The following is a 21961-nucleotide window of genomic DNA, read 5'->3' on the forward strand; positions in this document are numbered from 1 at the left end:
CGTTCTACAAATGAAAGAGGAAAGACGATGATCGCGGAGTTTGAATCACGCATTCTGGCGTTAATTGACGATATGGTAGACCACGCCAGTGATGACGAACTGTTTGCTGGCGGTTATCTGCGCGGCCACCTGACGCTGGCGGTGGCTGAGCTGGAAGGGGAAGGGGAACATACGGCGCAGGCGATTAATGATAAAGTCGCCAGCAGCCTGGAAAAGGCCATCAGCGCGGGCGAACTATCGCCGCCGGATCAGATTCTGGTGCAAGGGATGTGGAATAACCTGTACCAGCAGGCGAAAAATCAGGCCTGATAAATGATGTCATCCGGATGAGGCGGTAGCCCACATCCGGAGACTCTCCCCGGTCGCGCTGCGCCTACCGGGGCGACTAAACCCAGGTCGGTATAAGGCGCAAGCCGGCGTTATTTTACCGCTTTTCCCTTCAGCAGTTTTCTCACCCACAGCCGATTCGGATTCAGCGCCGCGAGGGTTTCGCTATCCAGCGGTAGCGGTTCTTCACTCATCTGCGCGGCCAGCAGTTCGGCGCTCAATGGCGCGGTGCACAACCCACGAGATCCCAATGCCGCGAGCATAAACAGATTGTGATAGACCGGCGCGCTGCCGACATTTTCCTGCTGTTGGTGAAGCGTGGCGTACTGCGTCAACGTTTTCTCATAATCCGGAACGTTGCCCACCATCGGCAGGTGGTCGCGGGTGGCGCAGCGTACGCCGCAGCGGGCTTCGTTGCCGCTAACATCCACCTCTTTTGCCCATGCCGCCTGCGGGAAACAATCAATCAGGCGCTGGCGATTCTGCCACTGATCTTCGGCGCTGAAATCGGTATCCGTCTTGCCGCGATGATAGCTGGCGCCGATACAGTGTTGCTGATTCTTGGGGTTTTGCGGCGTCAGATAGCCGTCATAACATAACACCTGGCGCAGGGCGGAAAGCCCCGGCGTGGTGGGGATATGGCTGACCTGGCCGCCGACCGGATAAGCCGGTAACTGCCTGGTCTGGGCAAAATCAGTCAGGCGATGTCCGTTCGCCAGTACTACCGCCTGATGACGATGCTGCTGATTGAGCAACCAGCCGTCGCCCTCCGCGCTGAGCGTTTCGACGGGATAACCGTAGTGGCTGCGTAATCCCTGTGTCGCCGCCAGCGCCAGCAATTCTGCCGTCAACTGCTGCGGGCACAGCCAGCCGCCGGCCGGATAGGTGATACCGCCGCAGCCGGTATCAACGCCGGTCAGTTCAGCAACCTGCTCCGCCGTCACCGCGCAGGCGATCTCCGCCGGTAAATCTGAAGCCAGCATTTGGGCGATTTTCTGCGTGCTTTTTTCATCCCAGGCGAGTTGGGTTACGCCGCACCATTGATGATCAAATTCCACTGGCAGGGCGTCGTAGAGGCGGCGCGCGAAAGTAAACGCCGCCGGAAAAAAGTGCGCCAGCGAAGGGTCGTGCTGGCTTAATAGCGGATACAGCGCGCCCTGACGATTGCCGGATGCGCCGCTGGCGGGCGCATCGTCAGCGCAGTACAACGTCACCTGCCAGCCGCGACGCAGCAGCGCCAGCGAGAGCAGGGCGCTGGCGATACCGCCGCCGATCACCGCCGCTTCGCGCGATTGACTACCGCTGCGGGCAAACCATGGCGTCTGCGCGAATGTCGGAACGTCGGCGGTCAATTTACCGATTAGCATTTCGCGCTTGCGACCAAAGCCTTTGCGTTTTTGCATGCTAAAGCCGGCCTCCTGCAGCCCGCGGCGCACGAAGCCAGCGGAGGTGAAGGTCGCCAGCGTGCCGCCGGGGCGGGCCAGACGCGCCATGGCGGAAAACAGCCCCGGCGTCCACATATCCGGGTTTTTCGCCGGCGCGAAGCCGTCGAGGAACCAGGCGTCGACCTGGCGGTTGAGTGAATCGTCAAGCTGGTCGGTGAGCGTGTTGATATCGCCAAACCATAAGTCCAGCGTGACGCGGCCATCGTCGAGCAGCAGGCGGTGGCAGCCCGCGATTGGCAATGGCCACTGCGCCTGTAGCTGTTCAGCCCATGGCGCCAGTTCCGGCCAGTGCTGGTGCGCCAGGCGCAGGTCGTCGGCCTTCAGGGGAAATTTTTCAAAACTGATGAAATGTAATCTTTGCAGCGTAGCCTGCGGATTATCGCGACGAAAAACAGCAAACGCCTGCCACAGCGTCAGGAAATTGAGCCCGGTGCCGAAGCCGCTCTCCGCGACGATAAACAGCGGGCGCGGGTGGGTTGGAAAACGGCTATCAAGCTGGTTGCCGTTGAGAAAAACGTAGCGCGTCTCTTCCAGACCGTTGTCATTAGAAAAATAAACGTCGTCAAAATCTCGGGAAACAGGTGTACCCTCAGCGTTGAATTCCAGGTTGGCGGGTTGTATGGCGTTTTGTTTCACGTAAGTTACTCGAATCACAAGGCGTAGCGCGATCTTAACGATGTGTGCCAGAAGGCGCAAATTTATACACAAAATGGCTGATCGGACTTGTTCGGCGTACAAGTGTACGCTATTGTGCGACTCGAAACTTAAAATAGTGCGACTTACAGAGGTATTGAATGAAACGTGCAGTGATTACTGGCTTGGGCATCGTTTCCAGCATCGGTAATAACCAGCAGGAAGTCCTGGCATCTCTGCGTGAAGGACGTTCAGGGATCACTTTCTCTCAGGAGCTGAAGGATTCAGGAATGCGTAGCCACGTGTGGGGCAACGTCAAACTGGATACCACGGGCCTCATTGACCGCAAAGTAGTTCGCTTTATGAGCGATGCATCTATCTATGCTTATCTGTCCATGGAGCAGGCGGTAGCCGACGCAGGTCTGGCGCCGGAAGCATACCAGAACAACCCGCGTGTCGGCCTGATTGCAGGTTCCGGCGGCGGCTCCCCGAAATTCCAGGTCTTCGGCGCCGATGCCATGCGTAGCCCGCGTGGTCTGAAAGCCGTGGGCCCATACGTTGTGACTAAAGCGATGGCTTCCGGCGTATCTGCCTGCCTCGCCACGCCGTTTAAAATCCACGGCGTCAACTACTCTATTAGCTCCGCTTGCGCCACTTCCGCACACTGCATCGGTAACGCGGTAGAACAGATTCAGCTGGGCAAACAGGACATCGTCTTTGCCGGCGGCGGCGAAGAGCTGTGCTGGGAAATGGCTTGTGAATTCGACGCCATGGGCGCGCTGTCCACTAAATACAACGATTCTCCGGACAAAGCGTCCCGTACCTATGATGCGAACCGCGACGGTTTCGTTATCGCGGGCGGCGGCGGCATGGTCGTGGTGGAAGAGCTGGAACACGCGCTGGCGCGCGGCGCGCATATCTATGCGGAAATCGTCGGTTACGGCGCGACTTCCGATGGCGCGGACATGGTTGCTCCATCTGGCGAAGGCGCAGTGCGCTGCATGCAGATGGCGATGCACGGCGTTGATACTCCGATCGACTACCTGAACTCCCACGGCACTTCTACTCCGGTAGGCGACGTGAAAGAGTTGGGCGCTATCCGCGAAGTCTTCGGTGACAACAGCCCGGCTATCTCCGCCACCAAAGCGATGACCGGCCACTCTCTGGGCGCCGCAGGCGTACAGGAAGCCATCTACTCTCTGCTGATGCTGGAGCACGGTTTTATCGCGCCAAGCATCAACATCGAAGAGATGGACGAGCAGGCTGCCGGCCTTAACATCGTCACCAAACCGACCGATGCTCAGTTGACCACCGTGATGTCCAACAGCTTCGGCTTCGGCGGCACCAACGCGACCCTGGTTATGCGTAAATACAACGCCTAATTGGTTAGAGTCAGTACCAGGGGAGCCCGAGGCTCCCCTTTTTTTGACGTCTTGACAGCGCCTGGCGAGAGCAGGCAAATTGCTCGCCATCATTCCCATTCCATCTTCTCGCCTTGCTCTGCAAAACTGGGGTAACGCATGTCCGCAGCGACAAAAACGATAAACAACGCTTCAGAGAACCTCTCGCTATTTCGCATTACCTTTGCGGTTTTTCTGACCTATATGACCGTGGGGTTGCCGCTACCGGTTATCCCGCTATTTGTGCACCACGATCTCGGCTTTGGCAACACACTCGTCGGCGTGGCCGTCGGCATCCAGTTTCTCGCCACGGTATTAACCCGCGGCTATGCCGGGAGACTGGCCGATCAGTACGGCGCGAAACGTTCGGTGCTGCAAGGAATGTTGGCCTGTGCTCTGGCCGGCTGCGCCTGGCTGGCGGCGGCGCTGCTGCCGGTGCCGGTAATGGCCAAATTTGGCCTGCTGGTGCTGGGACGTTTGATTCTCGGCTTTGGTGAAAGCCAGCTGCTGACCGGTAACTTAAGCTGGGGATTAGGGCTGGTTGGCCCGCGACGTTCCGGTAAAGTGATGTCGTGGAACGGCATGGCGATGTACGGGGCGCTGGCGGTGGGCGCGCCGCTGGGGCTGCTGATTTACAGCCGCTTCGGCGTGGCGGCGTTGGCCTGCGTCACGATGGCGCTGCCGCTGCTGGCATGGGCGATTAACGGCACGGTCCGTAAAGTTCCCGCCCACGGCGGCGAGCGTCCTTCGCTATGGAGCGTCATCGGCATGATCTGGCGGCCGGGAATTGGTCTCGGCCTGCAGGGCGTCGGCTTTGCGGTGATCGGTACCTTTGTTTCACTCTATTTCGCCAGCCACGGCTGGGCGATGGCCGGCTTCACGTTGACCGCGTTTGGCGGCGCTTTTGTCCTGATGCGTATTCTGTTCGGCTGGATGCCGGATCGCTTTGGCGGCATTAAGGTGGCGATGGTATCACTGCTGATTGAAGCGATTGGTCTGACGCTGCTATGGCAAGCGCCGGGCGCCTGGGTGGCGCTGGCGGGCGCCGCTTTGACCGGCTGCGGTTGCTCGCTCATCTTCCCGGCGCTGGGCGTTGAGGTAGTCAAACGGGTTCCGGCCCAGGTTCGCGGCACCGCGCTTGGCGGCTATGCCGCGTTTCAGGATATCTCTTACGGCGTCACTGGCCCGCTGGCTGGCCTGCTTGCCACCTCGCTTGGCTATGCTTCCGTGTTCCTTGCCGGGGCGATTTGCGCGGTATTGGGCATTGGTGTCACTTTACTGACGCTGCGTAAGTAATGGCATCATGGCGGCGTTCTGGCCGCCATGATTGTTTTTAGCTTACAGCACCAGCCACAGCAGAATAATCACCACCAGCAGGGCAATCGCCACCGTCCACGCTTTTTTGCTATACACCGCATGGGGTGCGGGCAGGGGCTCGACCGGGGTAATTGCCATTGTCGCCTGGGCGCGGGCTACGCGTAGCGCAAAGACCTTATTTAATAGCGTTAGCACCTGCGGGCTGGTTAAGGTCGTCGTGGGCGTCACCTGCCAGCTGCTTTGCGCGAAATCGGCGATTTTCTGCCACTCCTGCGCCTCCAGCGGTTGCTTGAGCGCTGCCTGCAGCGAATTCATCGTCGGCGCGGTTTGCGCGCTCAGCGTTTGTCGCGCCTGCAGCCAGTACGAGAGCGGGGTGAAGTGGGTGGCGGGGATCAGTTCGCCGGATTTCACGCCGCACAGCTCAAGCATTGATTGCCAGATAAGCTTGCTCGATTCGCCGGTTGCGGCGGCCAGTTTGGTCACTAACTGATTCAGGGTGTTATGTTCCGCCGGCAGCAAAGGACGCAGCGTTGGCGTTCGCTGCTGCGGCTGCGGGATCGCCAACTGGCCGTTTTGCAGCAGATGCAGCACGTTCTCCAGTTGCGCCTGCGTCAGCGCGTGCAGCACGGTTTGGCCGTAATTCTGGCGGATATAATCGCTCACCGCCTGACGGTTATTCCCCTGGGTCAGCAGTTCGCTAAGCTGAGCGAGAATTTGCCGGTGGTGGTGGTTTTGCTGAGCGATACTTAAGCGCTGATTCAGGTTGCTCTCAGCCGCGCTGAAATGGCTCGCCAGCAGCGGCGTATCGCCTTTCAGACCCAGATCGTGCTTCACGCAGGCCCACACTTCGGCGTTTTGCTGCGATGTCAGCGTCACCAGACGCGTTATCAGCCGCTCCAGAACGGTGCGTTGCTGCATGGTGAGCGCGTTTGGGCCCACGGCGGATGCGCCGGATGGGCCAGTCCCCGGAGGGCGATCGGACATACCTGAAACGGGTGGTGTCATGATGAATCCTTACCGTAGTACTGTACTTAAGCCGGGTGATGATGTTCCTGGCGGCCAGATTATGGCACACTTCCCCGGTTTACTCTCGTTCTCAGACAGGTACTGAACCGTGAAAATCCTCGTTGATGAAAATATGCCCTATGCGCGTGAGCTTTTTAGCCGTTTGGGAGACGTACAGGCCGTTCCCGGTCGTCCCATTCCGCAGGAAGCGTTAACCGACGCCGACGCGCTGATGGTGCGTTCCGTCACTAAGGTGAATGAAGCGCTGCTCTCCGGTAAGGCGATTAAGTTTGTCGGCACCGCCACCGCAGGTACCGATCATGTCGATCAAGCGTGGCTGCAGCAGGCGGGGATTGGCTTTTCCGCCGCGCCGGGCTGCAATGCGATCGCGGTGGTGGAGTATGTTTTCTCGGCGCTGCTGATGCTCGCCGAGCGCGACGGATTCGCGCTGGCTGACCGTACCGTCGGTATCGTCGGCGTCGGCAACGTTGGCGGGCGTTTGCAAAAACGTCTGGAAGCGCTGGGAATTAAAACATTACTCTGCGATCCGCCGCGCGCCGATCGTGGCGATGAAGGCGACTTCCGCACCCTGGACGAGCTAGTGCAACAGGCGGATATCCTGACTTTCCACACGCCGTTGTTTAAAGACGGGCAGTATAAAACGCAGCATCTGGCCGATGAAGCGCTGATTAGCCGCCTGCAGCCGGGGACTATCCTGATTAACGCCTGCCGTGGCCCGGTGGTGGATAACGCGGCGCTGCTCAAGCGCTTGCAGGCCGGGCAGCAGCTGAGCGTGGTGCTTGACGTCTGGGAACCCGAACCGGATCTGAATACCGAGTTGCTGGCGCGTGTCGATATCGGTACCTCGCATATCGCCGGTTATACCCTTGAAGGCAAAGCGCGCGGCACCACTCAGGTGTTTGAAGCCTATAGCGCGTTCATTGGCCATCCGCAGCAGGTGGCGCTGGATACGCTACTGCCAGCGCCGGAATTTGGCCGCATCACTCTGCACGGCCCGCTCGATCAGGCGACGCTGAAAAGGCTGGTTCATTTGGTGTATGATGTGCGCCGCGATGATGCGCCGCTGCGTAAAGTGGCAGGCATTGCCGGCGAATTCGACAAGCTGCGCAAAAATTATCAGGAACGCCGCGAATGGTCGTCCCTGTACGTACAGTGCAGCGATGAAAAAGCAGCGACGCTGCTGCGTCAGCTCGGTTTTAATGCCGTACATCATCCTGTTCGTTAATATCTTCTTAATGCCCCTGTTGGATAATCCGGCAGGGTCGCTATTTTCTGGAGTACACCACCATGTCTGAAGGCTGGAATATTGCCGTACTGGGCGCAACCGGCGCCGTAGGCGAAGCCCTGCTTGAAACCCTTGCTGAACGCCAGTTTCCGGTAGGCGAAATTTATGCGCTGGCGCGCAATGAAAGCGCGGGCGAACATCTGCGTTATGGTGGCAAATCGGTCATCGTGCAGGACGCCGCCGAATTTGACTGGACCCAGGCCCAGTTGGCCTTCTTCGCCGCGGGCGTCGAAGCCAGCGCGGCGTATGTCGAAGAAGCCACCAACGCCGGTTGTCTGGTTATCGATCTTAGCGGCCTGTTTGCGCTGGAGCCGGACGTGCCGCTGGTGGTGCCGGACGTCAACCCGTTCGTGCTCGGCGACTACCGCAACCGTAACGTGATTGCGGTACCAAACAGCCTGACCAGCCAGCTGCTGACGGCGCTGAAACCGCTTATCGATGATGGCGGCCTGTCGCGTATTACCGTTACCAACCTGCTGTCTGCCTCGGCGCAGGGGAAAAAAGCGGTCGATGCGCTGGCGGGGCAGAGCGCGAAACTGCTGAACGGTATTCCGATTGATGAAGACGATTTCTTTGGTCGCCAGCTGGCTTTCAACATGCTGCCGATTCTGCCGGATCGCGAAGGTAGCGTGCGCGAAGAACGACGTATCGTCGATGAAGCGCGCAAAATTCTGCAGGATGACGGCCTGATGATTTCCGCAAGCGTCGTGCAATCGCCGGTCTTCTATGGCCATGCGCAGATGGTGAATTTTGAAGCGCTGCGTCCGCTGGCGGCCGAGGAGGCGCGCGACGCCTTTACCCGCGGCGAGGATATTGAGCTTTCCGAAGAGGGCGAATTCCCGACGCAGGTCGGCGATGCTTCCGGAAACGCGCGTCTGTCCATCGGCTGCGTGCATAACGATTATGGCATGCCCGAGCAGATTCAGTTCTGGTCGGTTGCCGATAACGTCCGCTTTGGCGGCGCGCTGATGGCGGTGAAAATCGCCGAGAAACTGGTTCAGGAGTATTTGTACTGATGTCTGAACCACAGCAGCAGCCGGTGTATAAAATCGCGCTGGGCATCGAGTACGACGGCAGCAAATACTACGGCTGGCAGCGGCAAAACGAAGTGCGCAGCGTGCAGGAAAAGCTGGAAAAGGCGCTGTCGCAGGTAGCGGCCGAACCGGTACACGTATTCTGCGCCGGGCGTACCGACGCCGGCGTTCACGGTACCGGCCAGGTAGTGCACTTTGAAACCCGCGCCCAGCGTAAAGACGCCGCGTGGACGCTGGGCGTAAATGCGAATTTACCTGGTGACATCGCCGTGCGTTGGGTGAAGCATGTTGCGGACGATTTTCACGCCCGCTTCAGCGCGACGGCCCGTCGTTACCGCTACGTCATCTATAATCACCGCCTGCGCCCGGCGGTGTTAAGTCAGGGGGTGACGCATTATTACCACCCTCTGGATGCCGGGCGGATGCATCGCGCCGCGCAGTGTTTAATTGGCGAGAATGACTTCACCTCGTTTCGCGCGGTGCAATGTCAGTCGCGCACGCCGTGGCGCAACGTGATGCATATCAACGTGACCCGTCACGGGGCTTATGTGGTGGTGGATATCAAAGCGAACGCTTTTGTTCATCATATGGTAAGGAACATCGTCGGCAGCCTGATGGAAGTAGGCGCCGGAAACCAGCCAGAGAGCTGGATTGCAGAACTGCTGGCGGCGAAGGACCGGACTCTGGCTGCCGCGACGGCGAAAGCGGAAGGATTGTATCTGGTGTCGGTGGATTATCCGGCCCATTTCGACCTGCCGGTGATGCCGATGGGCCCGCTGTTTTTGGCGGACTAATATCAGCGCCCCCGTAACAGGGGGCGGTTGTCACTAAAGGCTAAGACAAATATGGACCTGATTCATTTTTTGATTGATTTCATCCTGCATATTGATGTGCACCTTGCGGAGCTGGTCGCGCAGTATGGCGTCTGGGTTTACGCCATCCTGTTCTTGATTCTGTTCTGCGAAACCGGCCTGGTGGTGACGCCGTTCCTGCCCGGAGATTCTCTGCTGTTCGTCGCCGGCGCGCTCTCCGCGCTACCAACGAACGATCTCAACGTACACCTGATGGTTGCGCTGATGGTCATTGCCGCCGTTATTGGCGATGCCCTGAACTATACCATCGGTAGATTGTTCGGCGAAAAGCTGTTCAGCAATCCGAACTCAAAGATTTTCCGTCGCAGCTATCTCGATAAAACCCATACCTTCTATGAACGCCACGGCGGCAAAACCATCATCCTCGCGCGTTTTGTGCCGATCGTCAGAACCTTTGCGCCGTTTGTGGCGGGAATGGGCCACATGTCCTATCGTCATTTTGCGGCGTACAACGTGGTAGGCGCGCTGCTGTGGGTACTGCTGTTCACCTACGCCGGCTACCTGTTCGGTGATTTGCCGATCGTGCAGGAAAACCTGAAGCTGCTGATCGTGGCCATTATCGTCCTGTCGGTACTGCCTGGCGTTATCGAAGTGATTCGCCATCGCCGGGCGGCGGCAAAGCAGGCTAAATAGGCCCTTAGCGGCATTTTCGCCGGGCGTTGCTATGATGTCCGGCGCGCAAAGTGTGAGCGGTTCGACCACTTTTTTATCCCATGTTACGGGATGTTATGATTTAATGTGCAACATTCATGGTCTGTGAGGGGCAAAAGTGGCATTATGCGCCCCTTGCGACAAAACTGGCATCGACCAGGTTCAGGTAGAAAGGTTATCAATGAGCTGGATTGAACGAATTAAAAGCAATATAACCCCCACCCGTAAGGCAAGTATTCCTGAAGGTGTATGGACCAAGTGCGACAGCTGCGGTCAGGTACTGTACCGCGCAGAGCTGGAGCGCAACCTGGAGGTTTGCCCTAAGTGCGATCACCACATGCGTATGTCGGCGCGCAACCGCCTGCATAGCCTGCTGGACGAAGGTTCTCTCGTGGAGCTGGGTAGCGAGCTCGAGCCAAAGGATGTGCTGAAGTTCCGCGATTCGAAAAAGTATAAAGACCGTCTGGCCTCTGCACAGAAAGAGACCGGCGAGAAAGACGCGCTGGTGGTGATGAAAGGCACCCTGCACGGCATGCCTGTCGTGGCGGCGGCGTTTGAATTCGCCTTTATGGGCGGTTCGATGGGTTCCGTTGTCGGCGCGCGTTTCGTCCGCGCGGTTGAGCAGGCGCTGGAAGATAACTGCCCGCTGATCTGCTTCTCCGCCTCTGGCGGCGCCCGTATGCAGGAAGCGCTGATGTCGCTGATGCAGATGGCGAAGACCTCCGCGGCGCTGGCGAAAATGCAGGAGCGCGGTTTACCGTACATCTCCGTACTGACCGACCCGACCATGGGCGGCGTCTCCGCGAGTTTCGCGATGCTGGGCGATCTTAATATCGCCGAGCCGAAAGCGCTGATCGGCTTCGCCGGTCCTCGCGTTATCGAGCAGACCGTGCGTGAGAAGCTGCCGCCGGGGTTCCAGCGCAGTGAGTTCCTGATTGAAAAAGGGGCGATCGACATGATTATCCGTCGTCCTGAAATGCGTCTGAAATTAGCCAGCATCCTGGCGAAACTGATGAATCTTCCTTCGCCGCAGGCCGATGCGCCTCACGAAGGCGAGGTGGTACCACCGGTACCGGATCAGGAACCAGAGGCCTGATAATGCAGAGGGCAGGGCCGACAGGCGCTGCCCTTTTTTTTACCGTTAACTTTCGCGGACATCATGGAAAAAGATCCTATTCCTCAGGCCACGTCGCCCCTGGCTACGTGGCTTTCTTATCTGGAGCATCTGCACAGTAAAGCCATCGACCTGGGGCTTTCGCGGGTGAGCGAAGTCGCCGGACGGATGGCGATACTAAAACCGGCGCCGTTTGTCTTTACCGTGGCGGGTACCAACGGCAAAGGCACCACCTGCCGGACGCTGGAATCCGTGCTGATGGCGGCGGGCTATAAAGTTGGCGTATATAGTTCGCCGCATCTGGTGCGCTATACCGAACGCGTGCGAATTCAGGGCGCCGAGCTGCCGGAAGCGGCGCATACCGCCTCATTTGCCGAAATCGAAGCGGCGCGCGGCGATATCTCGCTAAGCTATTTTGAATTTGGCACGCTGTCCGCGCTATGGCTGTTTAAGCAGGCGCAGCTGGATGTGGTTATCCTGGAGGTGGGCCTCGGTGGACGCCTGGACGCCACGAATATCGTCGATGCCGACGTGGCGGTGGTCACCAGCATCGCGCTGGATCATACCGACTGGCTGGGGCCGGATCGTGAAAGCATTGGCCGTGAAAAAGCCGGTATTTTCCGCGCCGGTAAACCGGCGGTGGTGGGCGAACCCGATATGCCGCAGACGATTGCCGACGTGGCGAATGAAAAGGGCGCGACGCTGCTGCGCCGCGACCATGACTGGCGCTATAGCGTGACGGACCAGTCATGGAACTTTTCCGATGGTCAGGGCGAGTTGGCAGGGCTACCGTTGCCGCAGGTTCCATTGCCGAACGCCGCGACGGCGCTGGCGGCGCTGCGCGCCAGCGGGCTTAACGTCGCTGAACAGGCGCTGCGCGACGGCATTCATCACGCCATGCTCCCGGGCCGCTTTCAGATTATCAGCGACGCGCCGCGGGTGATCCTCGATGTCGCGCATAACCCGCATGCGGCGGCTTATCTCGCCGGGCGTCTCAAAACCTTAGCGAAAACGGGGCGCGTACTGGCGGTTATTGGTATGCTGCATGATAAAGATATCGCCGGAACCCTGGCGAATCTGGCGCCTGAAGTAGATGCGTGGTACTGCGCGCCGCTGGAAGGGCCGCGCGGCGCCACGGCGGACCAGCTGATTACGCATCTGCGTGCGGGCCAACGTTATGACAGCGTAGCGCAGGCGTGGCATGCCGCTATGGCGGATGCCAAAGCCGAAGATACGGTGCTGGTGTGTGGTTCCTTCCACACGGTAGCGCATGTAATGGAAGAGATAGACGCGGGGAGAATCGGTGGCGAGTAAGTTTCAGAACCGTTTAGTCGGGACGATTGTACTGGTAGCGCTGGGGGTAATTATTCTCCCGGGTCTGCTCGACGGTCAGAAAAAACATTATCAGGATGAGTTTGCGGCGATCCCGTTGGTGCCGAAGCCGGGCGATCGCGATGAGCCGGATATGCTGCCGGCGGCTACCCAGGCGCTGCCTTCGCAGCCGCCGGAAGGCGCCGCGGAAGAGGTGAGAGCGGGAGACGCCGCGGCGCCATCGCTGGATCCGTCGCGCATCCCTGTGAACAACAATAGCTTCGATGAAGTCCAGGAGCCGGTGGTGGCCGCCAAGCCGCAGCCGAAACCACAGCCGAAGCCGGTTGAGAAACCGCAGCCGCAGCAGGTCGCGCAGACCCCGCCGCCGGCGAAACCGCAGCCGCAACCACAGCCGCAACAGCAGCAGGCCGCTATTCCGGCGCCGACCGGAAAAGCCTATGTGGTGCAGTTAGGGGCGTTGAAGAATGCCGATAAGGTTAACGAAATCGTAGGTAAGCTGCGTTCCTCGGGCTTTAAAGCCTGGACATCGCCATCCACGCCGGTTCAGGGTAAAATTACCCGTATTCTGGTGGGGCCGGATGCGTCGAAAGACAAGCTGAAGGGGCAACTCGGCGAGCTGCAGCAGATTTCTGGCCTGAGCGGCGTGGTCATGGGGTATAGCCCGAATTAAAAAATGACATCCGCTCTGATTGGGCGAGCTGGCAGGCGGGTTAACCTGCTGAAACCCTTGCCGGATACGCCCTGAAGAGGCGTCAGGCAGTATGGCGTTGAATGTTTTTTCAGCGCCATTTTTATTTCTGTAGGGCACGGAAATCCCTACGCAAACGTTTTCTTTTTCTGTTAGAATGCGCCCCGAACTGGACGACAGGGCGTAAAATCGTGGGATGTATATGGTCTGGATTGATTACGCCATTATTGCGGTAATTGGTTTTTCCTGTTTGGTTAGCCTTATCCGCGGCTTTGTTCGTGAAGCGTTATCGCTGGTGACATGGGGATGTGCCTTCTTTGTCGCCAGTCATTACTACACTTACCTGGCTGTCTGGTTCACGGGCTTTGAAGACGAACTGGTCCGAAATGGGATTGCTATCGCGATATTGTTTATCGCAACGCTTATCGTCGGCGCTATCGTTAACTATGTGATAGGCGCTCTGGTAGAGAAAACCGGTCTGTCAGGAACAGACAGGGTGTTGGGGATCTGTTTTGGCGCCCTGCGCGGCGTGCTTATCGTCTCCGCTATTCTGTTCTTTCTCGATAGCTTCACCGGTATGGCAAAAAGTGAAGACTGGCAAAAGTCTGAGCTTATCCCGCAGTTCAGTTTCGTTATCAGATGGTTCTTTGACTATCTGCAGAGCTCGTCAAGTTTCTTGCCCAAAGCATAAGCGTTGGGATGTAGCTTAACGAGGAAAAGACGTATGTGCGGTATTGTCGGTATCGCCGGTGTTATGCCGGTAAACCAGTCGATTTATGACGCGTTAACGGTGCTTCAGCATCGTGGGCAGGATGCCGCGGGCATCATCACCATTGATGCAAATAACTGCTTCCGTTTGCGTAAAGCTAACGGACTGGTGAGCGATGTGTTCGAAGCGCGCCACATGCAGCGTATGCAGGGAAATATGGGGATTGGCCACGTCCGTTACCCAACGGCAGGCAGTTCCAGCGCTTCTGAAGCGCAGCCTTTTTACGTTAACTCGCCCTACGGCATTACGTTGGCCCATAATGGCAACCTGACCAATGCCCACGAGCTGCGTCAAAAGCTGTTTGAAGAAAAACGCCGCCACATCAACACCACCTCCGATTCCGAAATTCTGCTCAATATCTTCGCCAGCGAGCTGGATAATTTCCGTCATTACCCGCTGGAAGCCGATAACATTTTCGCCGCTATTGCCGCGACGAACCGCCAGATTCGCGGCGCGTACGCCTGCGTGGCGATGATTATCGGCCACGGTATGGTCGCCTTCCGCGACCCGAACGGTATCCGCCCGCTGGTGCTCGGCAAGCGCGATATTGGCGATGGCCGCACCGAGTACATGGTCGCCTCCGAAAGCGTGGCGCTGGATACACTGGGCTTTGAATTTCTGCGCGACGTCGCGCCGGGAGAAGCGGTCTACATCACCGAGAAAGGCCAGCTGTTTACCCGCCAGTGCGCGGAAAACCCGGTCAGCAACCCATGCCTGTTCGAATACGTCTATTTCGCGCGTCCGGACTCCTTTATCGACAAGATTTCCGTCTATAGCGCCCGTGTGAACATGGGCACGAAGCTTGGCGAGAAAATTGCCCGTGAGTGGGAAGATCTGGATATCGATGTCGTTATTCCGATCCCGGAAACCTCCTGCGATATCGCCCTGGAGATTGCTCGTATCCTTGATAAACCCTATCGTCAGGGCTTCGTCAAAAACCGCTATGTTGGCCGTACCTTTATCATGCCGGGCCAGCAGCTGCGCCGTAAATCCGTGCGCCGTAAGCTGAACGCCAACCGCGCCGAATTCCGTGATAAGAACGTGCTGCTGGTGGATGACTCTATCGTTCGCGGCACCACTTCTGAACAGATTATCGAAATGGCGCGCGAAGCCGGCGCGAAGAAAGTGTATCTGGCCTCCGCGGCGCCGGAAATTCGCTTCCCGAACGTTTACGGTATCGATATGCCGACCGCCAACGAGCTTATCGCCCACGGTCGCGAAGTTGACGAGATCCGTCAGATCATCGGCGCTGATGGCCTGATTTTCCAGGATCTGGACGATCTGATCGAAGCGGTACGCGCTGAGAACCCGGACATTCAACAGTTCGAGTGTTCGGTCTTTAACGGCGTGTACGTCACCAAAGACGTTGACCAACAGTATCTCGATTATCTTGATTCTCTGCGTAACGACGATGCCAAAGCGGTCCAACTGCAAACCGAAGTTGAAAACTTAGAGATGCATAACGAAGGCTAATTGGTCCCTTGTCGCTGGCCCGCCGTCTTTCGAAGACCGCGGGCCTTTTTATTTTTACCCGCCAGGTTGCGTCGGGGACTATAATCCGGCAAAGTCTGCGGCATTACGCGCAAGAGGAATACATCGTGAAACGACTCATTATCGGCATTTCCGGCGCCAGCGGCGCGATTTACGGCGTACGCTTGCTACAGGTTCTGCGTGATGTCGCCGGGGTCGAGACCCATCTGATAATGAGCCAGGCTGCACGTCAGACGCTGTCGCTGGAAACCGACTACTCGCTGCGGGAAGTGCAGGCGCTGGCCGATGTGGTACACGACGCGCGCGATATCGCCGCCAGCATCTCCTCCGGCTCGTTTAAAACCAGTGGGATGGTTATTCTACCGTGCTCGATGAAAACGCTCTCTGGCATCGTCAATAGCTATACCGACGGTCTGCTGACCCGCGCGGCGGACGTGGTGTTAAAAGAGCGCCGCCCGCTGGTGCTTTGCGTACGCGAGACGCCGTTCCACCTGGGGCATCTGCGTTTAATGGTGCAGGCGGCGGAAATGGGCGCGGTGATCATGCCGCCGGTGCCGGCCTTCTATCATCGTCCGCAGACGCTGGATGATGTGATTAATCAGACGGTTAATCGGGTTGTCGATCAGTTTGATATTGAGCTGCCGCAGGACCTGTTTACCCGCTGGCAGGGCGGGGCCTGATGCACCTGTTTGGTGCATTTTATTTACCTTTGCCTTCCGCTGGTGCATTTTTGTTGTCCTGATCAAATCCTCGACATTTAATTTGTTTTTTTGCGTTTTGCCGCTGCGGTTTATCCGCCAATGCTGGTATCTTCCCTCTTAAGACAATCTTGCAACTTTACATTAACAAATTTAACGCTGTTACCGGCACGCACCGGGAAAATGGCATAAAACCTGCAAGAACCGTCGGCAACATACATAACCAGACAGCGCACAACATAACAACATCACGACACTTAAGGGCTTTCTATGAAGAAGACGATCCTGGCTCTCTCGTTAATCATGGGAATCAGCAGCGCCGCCAGCGTATCTGCGGCGCTGCCGCAAAGTATCCGCATCGGCACCGATACCACCTATGCGCCTTTCTCGTCGAAGGATTCGAAGGGCAACTTTATTGGCTTTGACATCGATCTGGGCAATGAGCTGTGCTCGCGTATCAAGGTGAAGTGCACCTGGGTGGGCAGCGATTTTGACGCGCTCATCCCCTCGCTGAAAGCGAAGAAAATCGACGCGATTATCTCGTCGCTGTCGATTACCGAAAAACGCCAGCAGGAGATTGCGTTCTCTGACAAGCTGTATGCGGCAGATTCTCGACTGATCGCGGCAAAAGGCTCGCCGATTCAGCCGACGCTGGAGTCGCTGAAAGGCAAGCATGTTGGCGTACTGCAGGGCTCTACTCAGGAGGCCTATGCCAACGAACGCTGGCGCAGCCAGGGCGTGGATGTTGTCGCCTATGCCAACCAGGATCTGATCTATTCCGACCTCGCCGCAGGGCGCCTTGATGCGGCGCTGCAGGATGAAGTCGCGGCCAGTGAAGGTTTCCTCAAACAACCTGCCGGTAAAGACTACGCCTTTGCCGGTCCTTCCGTTAAAGACAAAAAATACTTCGGCGATGGTACCGGCATCGGCCTGCGCAAAGAAGATGGCGAGCTGAAAGCCGCTTTCGACAAAGCGCTGGGTGAAATGCGTAAAGACGGCACCTACGACAAAATGGCGAAGAAATACTTCAACTTTAACGTCTACGGCGATTAAGACTGTAGCGGTCTGGTTATGCCAGGCCGCTCCATTGCGACGCGGTTATTGTTGCCCTTGATAGGTGCAAGCGGTTGACGGCTTGCACCAGAATGGGGCGATAGCAGTTTTTCTTTGTTCAGAAAATGCATAGTTAAGCGTTTCTGATGCAAAAAAATCTGCTTTCCTGCGCATTTTGCTTTGCCTTGGCAGGGCGAATAATGGCACGATAACTGGCGTAAGTGCTTCTAATAAACCCGTTAGAATGACAGTCTGTTGAGGATAATTATGAAAAAACTGGCGTTGTCTCTTTCTTTGGCGCTGGCCCTTTCCAGCGTTTCCACGGTATTCGCAGCCATTCCACAGAAAATCCGTATTGGTACCGATCCTACTTATGCGCCGTTCGAATCGAAGAATGCGCAGGGGCAATTGATCGGTTTTGACATCGATCTGGCGAAAGAGCTGTGTAAGCGTATTAATACCCAATGTACCTTCGTTGAAAACCCGCTGGATGCGCTGATCCCCTCGTTAAAAGCGAAGAAAATCGATGCGATTATGTCCTCGCTGTCGATTACCGAAAAGCGCCAGCAGGAAATTGCCTTCACCGACAAACTTTATGCCGCTGACTCCCGTCTGGTGGTGAAAAAGGGCAGCGATATTACGCCAGACCTGAGCAAGCTGAAAGGCAAGCGCATTGGCGTACTGCAGGGCACCACTCAGGAAACCTACGGCAACGAGCATTGGGCGCCGAAAGGCATTGAAATTGTCTCCTATCAGGGCCAGGACAATATCTATTCCGACCTGACCGCGGGCCGTATTGACGCTGCGTTCCAGGATGAGGTCGCCGCCAGCGAAGGTTTTCTCAAACAGCCGATTGGCAAAGATTATCAGTTTGGCGGCCCGTCCATTAAGGATGAGAAGTTATTTGGCGTCGGTACCGGCATGGGCCTGCGTAAAGACGACACCGAGCTGCGTGAGGCGCTAAATAAAGCTTTCGCCGAGATGCGTAAAGACGGCACTTACGACAAGCTGGCGAAGAAATATTTCGACTTTAACGTGTACGGCGACTAATCATCGTTAGTACCTCGCCGCACGCGTTTTCACGTGCGGCGATCGATGACAGACAGGGCAGACAGCATGCTGTACGGGTTCTCACAGGTTATTTTTCAGGGCGCGCTGGTCACCCTTGAGCTGGCGCTTAGCTCGGTGGTGCTGGCGGTCCTTATCGGGCTGGTGGGCGCGGGGGCGAAACTATCCGCCAACCGGCCTATGGCGCTGGTGTTTGAAGGCTATACCACGTTGATCCGCGGGGTGCCGGATCTGGTGCTGATGCTGCTGATTTTCTATGGGCTGCAGATCGCCCTTAACAGCATTACCGATGCATTAGGCATGGCGCAATTTGATATTGACCCGATGATTGCCGGTATTATCACCCTCGGCTTTATCTATGGCGCGTACTTCACCGAAACCTTCCGCGGCGCGTTTCTGGCGGTGCCGAAAGGCCATATTGAAGCGGCGACGGCATTTGGCTTCAGCGGCTGGCAGACGTTCCGCCGCATCCTGTTTCCGGCGATGATGCGCTATGCGCTGCCCGGTATCGGCAACAACTGGCAGGTGATTCTCAAAGCCACTGCGCTGGTGTCGCTGCTCGGTCTGGAAGACGTGGTGAAGGCAACGCAGCTGGCGGGCAAAAGTACCTGGCAGCCGTTCTATTTCGCTATCGTCTGCGGGGCGATCTATCTGGTGTTTACCACGATTTCCAATGGTGTGCTGCTGCTGCTTGAACGCCGCTACTCCGTGGGTGTGAAGAGGGCTGACCTGTGATTGAAATTATTCAGGAGTACTGGAAATCCCTGCTGTGGACCGATGGTTACCGTTTTACCGGCGTGGCGATCACCCTGTGGCTGTTGATTGCTTCAGTGGTGATGGGCGGCATCCTCGCGGTGTTTCTCGCCATCGGGCGCGTATCGAGCAATAAATACATTCAGTTTCCGATCTGGCTGTTTACCTATATTTTCCGCGGTACGCCGCTGTACGTGCAGCTGCTGGTGTTTTACTCCGGGATGTATACGCTGGAAATCGTCAAAGGCAGCGATCTATTGAATGCGTTTTTCCGCAGCGGCCTGAACTGTACGGTGTTGGCATTGACCTTAAATACCTGCGCCTACACCACCGAGATTTTTGCCGGGGCGATTCGTTCGGTGGCGCCGGGCGAGATTGAAGCTGCGCGGGCTTACGGCTTTTCGTCTGTTAAGCTGTATCGCTGCATTATTTTGCCCTCTGCGCTACGTATTGCGTTACCCGCGTACAGCAACGAAGTCATTCTGATGCTGCACTCGACGGCGCTGGCGTTTACCGCCACGGTGCCGGATTTGCTGAAAATCGCGCGCGATATTAACTCGGCGACCTATCAGCCGTTTACCGCTTTCGGTATCGCCGCGGTACTGTACTTAATTATTTCGTATGTGCTGATTAGCTTGTTCCGCAAGGCGGAAAAGCGCTGGTTGCAGCATATCAAACCTTCTTCGACGCACTGAGAAAGCCATGACCGACAATAAATTAAGCGTTATCGATCTGCATAAACGTTACGGCGAGCACGAGGTGCTGAAAGGCGTCTCGCTGAAAGCGAAGGCCGGAGACGTGATTAGTATTATCGGCTCATCGGGTTCTGGTAAAAGTACCTTCCTGCGCTGCATTAACTTTCTGGAGAAGCCAAGCGAAGGAACGATTATCGTCAACGGGCAGAATATTGGCCTGGTGCGCGATAAAGACGGCCAGTTGAAGGTAGCGGATAAAAACCAGCTGCGTCTGCTGCGCACGCGACTGACGATGGTGTTCCAGCACTTCAACCTGTGGAGCCACATGACGGTACTGGAAAACGTCATGGAGGCGCCGATTCAGGTGCTCGGCCTTAACAAACAGGAAGCGCGCGAGCGGGCGGTGAAGTATCTGGCGAAAGTCGGCATCGATGAACGCCAGCAGATCAAATATCCGGTACATCTTTCCGGCGGTCAGCAGCAGCGCGTGTCCATCGCGCGGGCGCTGGCGATGGAGCCGGACGTACTGCTGTTTGATGAACCGACATCGGCACTGGATCCGGAGCTGGTGGGCGAAGTGTTGCGTATTATGCAAAAACTGGCGGAAGAGGGGAAAACCATGGTGGTCGTCACCCACGAAATGGGCTTTGCCCGCCACGTCTCTTCACACGTGATTTTCCTCCATCAGGGAAGAATCGAAGAAGAGGGGCATCCCGACGAGCTATTCGGCAACCCGAAAAGCCAGCGCCTGCAGCAGTTCCTTAAAGGTTCACTGAAGTAATCGCTCATTCCCGGCGGCTTTGCTCGCCGGGAATGACTTAACGTTCCAGCCGGTAGATCCAATCATCGTAATCCACGCCGTTGAGGTGCCAGGCGTTTTCCAGCACCTGAATGCGTACAAAACCGTGCTTTTCCAGCAGCCGCGACGACCCCAGGTTATCTCCCAGCACCCAGGCATTAATGGCGTTGATGCCAAGGATGGTAAAGCCGTAATCACAAATCGCGCGCAGCGCTTCGCTGGCGTAGCCCTGACCCTGCGCTTGCGGCAGTAGCGCGTAGCCGACGTCGGCCTCGTGGGGGTTTTTCGTACTGATGCGCAGACCAATATCTCCCAGCGGTGTGCCGGCAGAATCGCGCAATACAAAGACGCCGGCATCTTCGCAGCGGCATTCAAACACGCTGCGTAGCGCCGTTTCGCTTAACACCTCACCCATGTAACGCATGACGTCAGGATCCTGACGCAGACGCAGAAAAAAGGGCCAATCGGCCGGAGTGAAGCGGGAAAGCAACAGGCGGGGCGTGGTTATCGTAGTCATAAAGCAATTAATCAGCTAAAACGAAAGCCTACTTTACCACCATACTTCGCCGGGTAACATGCTCGCCCTCGCGAATCAGCCTGCGGGTGGCGTGGCGCTCAGCCTTTGCAGGTAGCGCTGCACGCGGTGATTTTCCGGTGAACGGCGAAGCTGTAGCGCCAGGTTGAGGCTATCCAGCAGTTGGGCGTTAGCCACCATCGGCGAATCGGCGGCGATGCGCTTTTCCGCGACTAACCATTCAACGACGGATTTCCAGCGCCAGAGAGGGGAATTGCCTTTCACACGCTGTACGGGGCCGGGAAAGCGCCCGCTGCCGCGAGCGCCCTCTTTTAATAGCGCGATCGCCTGGCGGGAGACGCCGATAAGTTCGGCGATATCGCTCAGCCCGACCAATGTCGAATCGATGGACTCCACGCGGATATCTGGCAGCGCGGCGGTTTCTACATCGCGGATGGCGGACAGCGCCGCCTGCTCCAGCGATTGGCCCTCGCGATCGAACTCAAGGTAGACCGCGGTACCGTAAAAGCAGACCAGCGCATCGCTACAGCCTGCGGCAAAGAGCGCATCTTCCAGTCCTGACGTTTGACTGGTGACGCCGGACAGCGTCAGCGTAAAATTAAATATCGGCATCGTTTAGCGTTCCTTATGCGTGATGCGCGCGGTAGCCGGGATGGGACACCGTTCGACCATTCTGATTATTTGCCGGGCGTGGTTTTCAGGGACGGCGGGCGTCGACCAAATGCTCATCATATGTTCACGGTGTTCAGCCACGCCGCAGACGAGGCGGCCAAAGCAATGAGCGCTTTTACCTGCAAGCAGCAATATCCACCCCCGCGCCAGCGCCGTAGCAATCGCCTTCCTGATATGTTTGTCCGGATGTTCCTTCATCGTCAAATCCTGCTCAGAATAAAAAGGGTGTTGACGGTTGTCAACGTTTTTTGAGGGTATATTCCTCGTCAGGACGTTATGGCAGGAGAAGAATTTTGCGGTTGGA

The 21961-nt window shown here is 57.1% G+C and carries 24 protein-coding genes; 18 read left to right on the top strand and 6 right to left on the bottom strand.

Translation table 11 applies throughout. From position 1 onward, the window contains the following. Positions 1-27 precede the first annotated feature (27 nt). Positions 28-309, top strand: a complete 282-nt coding sequence (locus ABLV17_RS00220) for a YfcL family protein (RefSeq protein ID WP_015365545.1) — start codon at positions 28-30, stop codon at positions 307-309. 110 nt (positions 310-419) lie between these two features. Here the strand turns inward: ABLV17_RS00220 and mnmC are convergent, their stop codons facing one another. Further along, a complete protein-coding gene (gene mnmC / locus ABLV17_RS00225; protein ID WP_047054485.1) occupies positions 420-2408 on the bottom strand; it encodes a bifunctional tRNA (5-methylaminomethyl-2-thiouridine)(34)-methyltransferase MnmD/FAD-dependent 5-carboxymethylaminomethyl-2-thiouridine(34) oxidoreductase MnmC in 1989 nt (662 codons plus the stop codon). Between the two features lie 158 nt (positions 2409-2566). Between mnmC and fabB the strand changes: the two genes are divergently transcribed. Next, a complete protein-coding gene (gene fabB / locus ABLV17_RS00230) occupies positions 2567-3787 on the top strand; it encodes a beta-ketoacyl-ACP synthase I (RefSeq protein WP_015706178.1) in 1221 nt (406 codons plus the stop codon). Positions 3788-3925: 138 nt separating this feature from the next. Then, positions 3926-5101: an MFS transporter gene (locus ABLV17_RS00235; RefSeq protein ID WP_015365548.1), complete on the top strand. Its 1176-nt coding sequence runs from the start codon at positions 3926-3928 to the stop codon at positions 5099-5101. A 42-nt stretch (positions 5102-5143) separates the two neighbouring features. Here ABLV17_RS00235 and flk read toward each other — a convergent pair whose 3' ends face one another. After that, the gene (gene flk, locus ABLV17_RS00240) at positions 5144-6127 is read right to left on the bottom strand and encodes a flagella biosynthesis regulator Flk (protein WP_020078229.1); all 984 of its coding nucleotides are present in this window, start codon (positions 6125-6127) and stop codon (positions 5144-5146) included. 109 nt (positions 6128-6236) lie between these two features. Between flk and pdxB the strand changes: the two genes are divergently transcribed. The 10 genes from pdxB to ABLV17_RS00290 all read left to right on the top strand — a co-directional run bounded on the left by pdxB (position 6237) and on the right by ABLV17_RS00290 (position 16064). Beyond that, positions 6237-7373 (top strand): 4-phosphoerythronate dehydrogenase PdxB, encoded by a 1137-nt coding sequence (gene pdxB / locus ABLV17_RS00245; RefSeq protein WP_087860097.1) that lies wholly within the window; start codon positions 6237-6239, stop codon positions 7371-7373. 62 nt (positions 7374-7435) lie between these two features. Continuing rightward, positions 7436-8449, top strand: a complete 1014-nt coding sequence (locus tag ABLV17_RS00250; protein WP_045364476.1) for an aspartate-semialdehyde dehydrogenase — start codon at positions 7436-7438, stop codon at positions 8447-8449. Continuing rightward, entirely contained in the window at positions 8449-9261 is an 813-nt protein-coding gene (gene truA, locus ABLV17_RS00255; RefSeq protein ID WP_015365552.1) for a tRNA pseudouridine(38-40) synthase TruA, read from the top strand. The genes ABLV17_RS00250 and truA overlap by 1 nt, the downstream gene beginning before the upstream one ends. A 51-nt stretch (positions 9262-9312) precedes the next feature. Beyond that, positions 9313-9972, top strand: coding sequence for a DedA family protein (locus tag ABLV17_RS00260; protein ID WP_087860098.1), 660 nt, complete (start codon positions 9313-9315; stop codon positions 9970-9972). Between the two features lie 199 nt (positions 9973-10171). Further along, positions 10172-11086, top strand: coding sequence for an acetyl-CoA carboxylase, carboxyltransferase subunit beta (gene accD, locus ABLV17_RS00265; protein WP_015365554.1), 915 nt, complete (start codon positions 10172-10174; stop codon positions 11084-11086). A 63-nt stretch (positions 11087-11149) separates the two neighbouring features. After that, on the top strand, positions 11150-12418 hold the full coding sequence (gene folC, locus ABLV17_RS00270) for a bifunctional tetrahydrofolate synthase/dihydrofolate synthase (protein WP_213316928.1): 1269 nt from the start codon (positions 11150-11152) through the stop codon (positions 12416-12418). Beyond that, a complete protein-coding gene (gene dedD / locus ABLV17_RS00275) occupies positions 12408-13106 on the top strand; it encodes a cell division protein DedD (RefSeq protein ID WP_045391498.1) in 699 nt (232 codons plus the stop codon). Before folC ends, dedD begins: the two co-directional genes overlap by 11 nt. 220 nt (positions 13107-13326) lie before the next feature. Next, positions 13327-13815, top strand: a complete 489-nt coding sequence (cvpA, locus tag ABLV17_RS00280; protein WP_015706172.1) for a colicin V production protein — start codon at positions 13327-13329, stop codon at positions 13813-13815. A 33-nt stretch (positions 13816-13848) separates the two neighbouring features. Beyond that, complete coding sequence (purF, locus tag ABLV17_RS00285) at positions 13849-15366, top strand: amidophosphoribosyltransferase (protein WP_047043320.1); 1518 nt, start codon at positions 13849-13851, stop codon at positions 15364-15366. Between the two features lie 125 nt (positions 15367-15491). Then, on the top strand, positions 15492-16064 hold the full coding sequence (locus ABLV17_RS00290) for a UbiX family flavin prenyltransferase (RefSeq protein WP_087860198.1): 573 nt from the start codon (positions 15492-15494) through the stop codon (positions 16062-16064). A 110-nt stretch (positions 16065-16174) separates the two neighbouring features. Here the strand turns inward: ABLV17_RS00290 and ABLV17_RS00295 are convergent, their stop codons facing one another. After that, a complete protein-coding gene (locus tag ABLV17_RS00295; RefSeq protein ID WP_308958918.1) occupies positions 16175-16303 on the bottom strand; it encodes a hypothetical protein in 129 nt (42 codons plus the stop codon). A 49-nt stretch (positions 16304-16352) separates the two neighbouring features. Here ABLV17_RS00295 and argT point away from each other — a divergent pair, with 49 nt between their 5' ends. The 5 genes from argT to hisP all read left to right on the top strand — a co-directional run bounded on the left by argT (position 16353) and on the right by hisP (position 20432). Beyond that, positions 16353-17135 (top strand): lysine/arginine/ornithine ABC transporter substrate-binding protein ArgT, encoded by a 783-nt coding sequence (gene argT / locus ABLV17_RS00300; protein ID WP_015365561.1) that lies wholly within the window; start codon positions 16353-16355, stop codon positions 17133-17135. A 267-nt stretch (positions 17136-17402) separates the two neighbouring features. Next, positions 17403-18185 carry a histidine ABC transporter substrate-binding protein HisJ gene (gene hisJ, locus ABLV17_RS00305; RefSeq protein WP_015365563.1) on the top strand — a complete coding sequence of 261 codons (783 nt, stop codon included), beginning with the start codon at positions 17403-17405 and terminating at the stop codon, positions 18183-18185. Between the two features lie 66 nt (positions 18186-18251). Continuing rightward, positions 18252-18938 (top strand): histidine ABC transporter permease HisQ, encoded by a 687-nt coding sequence (locus ABLV17_RS00310; RefSeq protein WP_015365564.1) that lies wholly within the window; start codon positions 18252-18254, stop codon positions 18936-18938. Continuing rightward, on the top strand, positions 18935-19651 hold the full coding sequence (locus ABLV17_RS00315; protein WP_015365565.1) for an ABC transporter permease: 717 nt from the start codon (positions 18935-18937) through the stop codon (positions 19649-19651). Before ABLV17_RS00310 ends, ABLV17_RS00315 begins: the two co-directional genes overlap by 4 nt. Positions 19652-19658: 7 nt before the next feature. Further along, positions 19659-20432, top strand: a complete 774-nt coding sequence (hisP, locus tag ABLV17_RS00320; RefSeq protein ID WP_015365566.1) for a histidine ABC transporter ATP-binding protein HisP — start codon at positions 19659-19661, stop codon at positions 20430-20432. 37 nt (positions 20433-20469) lie between these two features. Here the strand turns inward: hisP and ABLV17_RS00325 are convergent, their stop codons facing one another. The 3 genes from ABLV17_RS00325 to ABLV17_RS00335 all read right to left on the bottom strand — a co-directional run bounded on the left by ABLV17_RS00325 (position 20470) and on the right by ABLV17_RS00335 (position 21855). Continuing rightward, on the bottom strand, positions 20470-20967 hold the full coding sequence (locus ABLV17_RS00325; RefSeq protein ID WP_308958919.1) for a GNAT family N-acetyltransferase: 498 nt from the start codon (positions 20965-20967) through the stop codon (positions 20470-20472). Positions 20968-21042: 75 nt separating this feature from the next. Further along, a complete protein-coding gene (locus ABLV17_RS00330) occupies positions 21043-21597 on the bottom strand; it encodes a DNA-binding protein (RefSeq protein ID WP_308958920.1) in 555 nt (184 codons plus the stop codon). A 3-nt stretch (positions 21598-21600) separates the two neighbouring features. Continuing rightward, positions 21601-21855: a hypothetical protein gene (locus ABLV17_RS00335; RefSeq protein WP_348854047.1), complete on the bottom strand. Its 255-nt coding sequence runs from the start codon at positions 21853-21855 to the stop codon at positions 21601-21603. Positions 21856-21961: the final 106 nt, after the last annotated feature.

Origin of the sequence: Klebsiella sp. CN_Kp091 (assembly GCF_040065095.1) — a bacterium.
Taxonomy (GTDB): Bacteria; Pseudomonadota; Gammaproteobacteria; order Enterobacterales; family Enterobacteriaceae; genus Klebsiella; species Klebsiella aerogenes.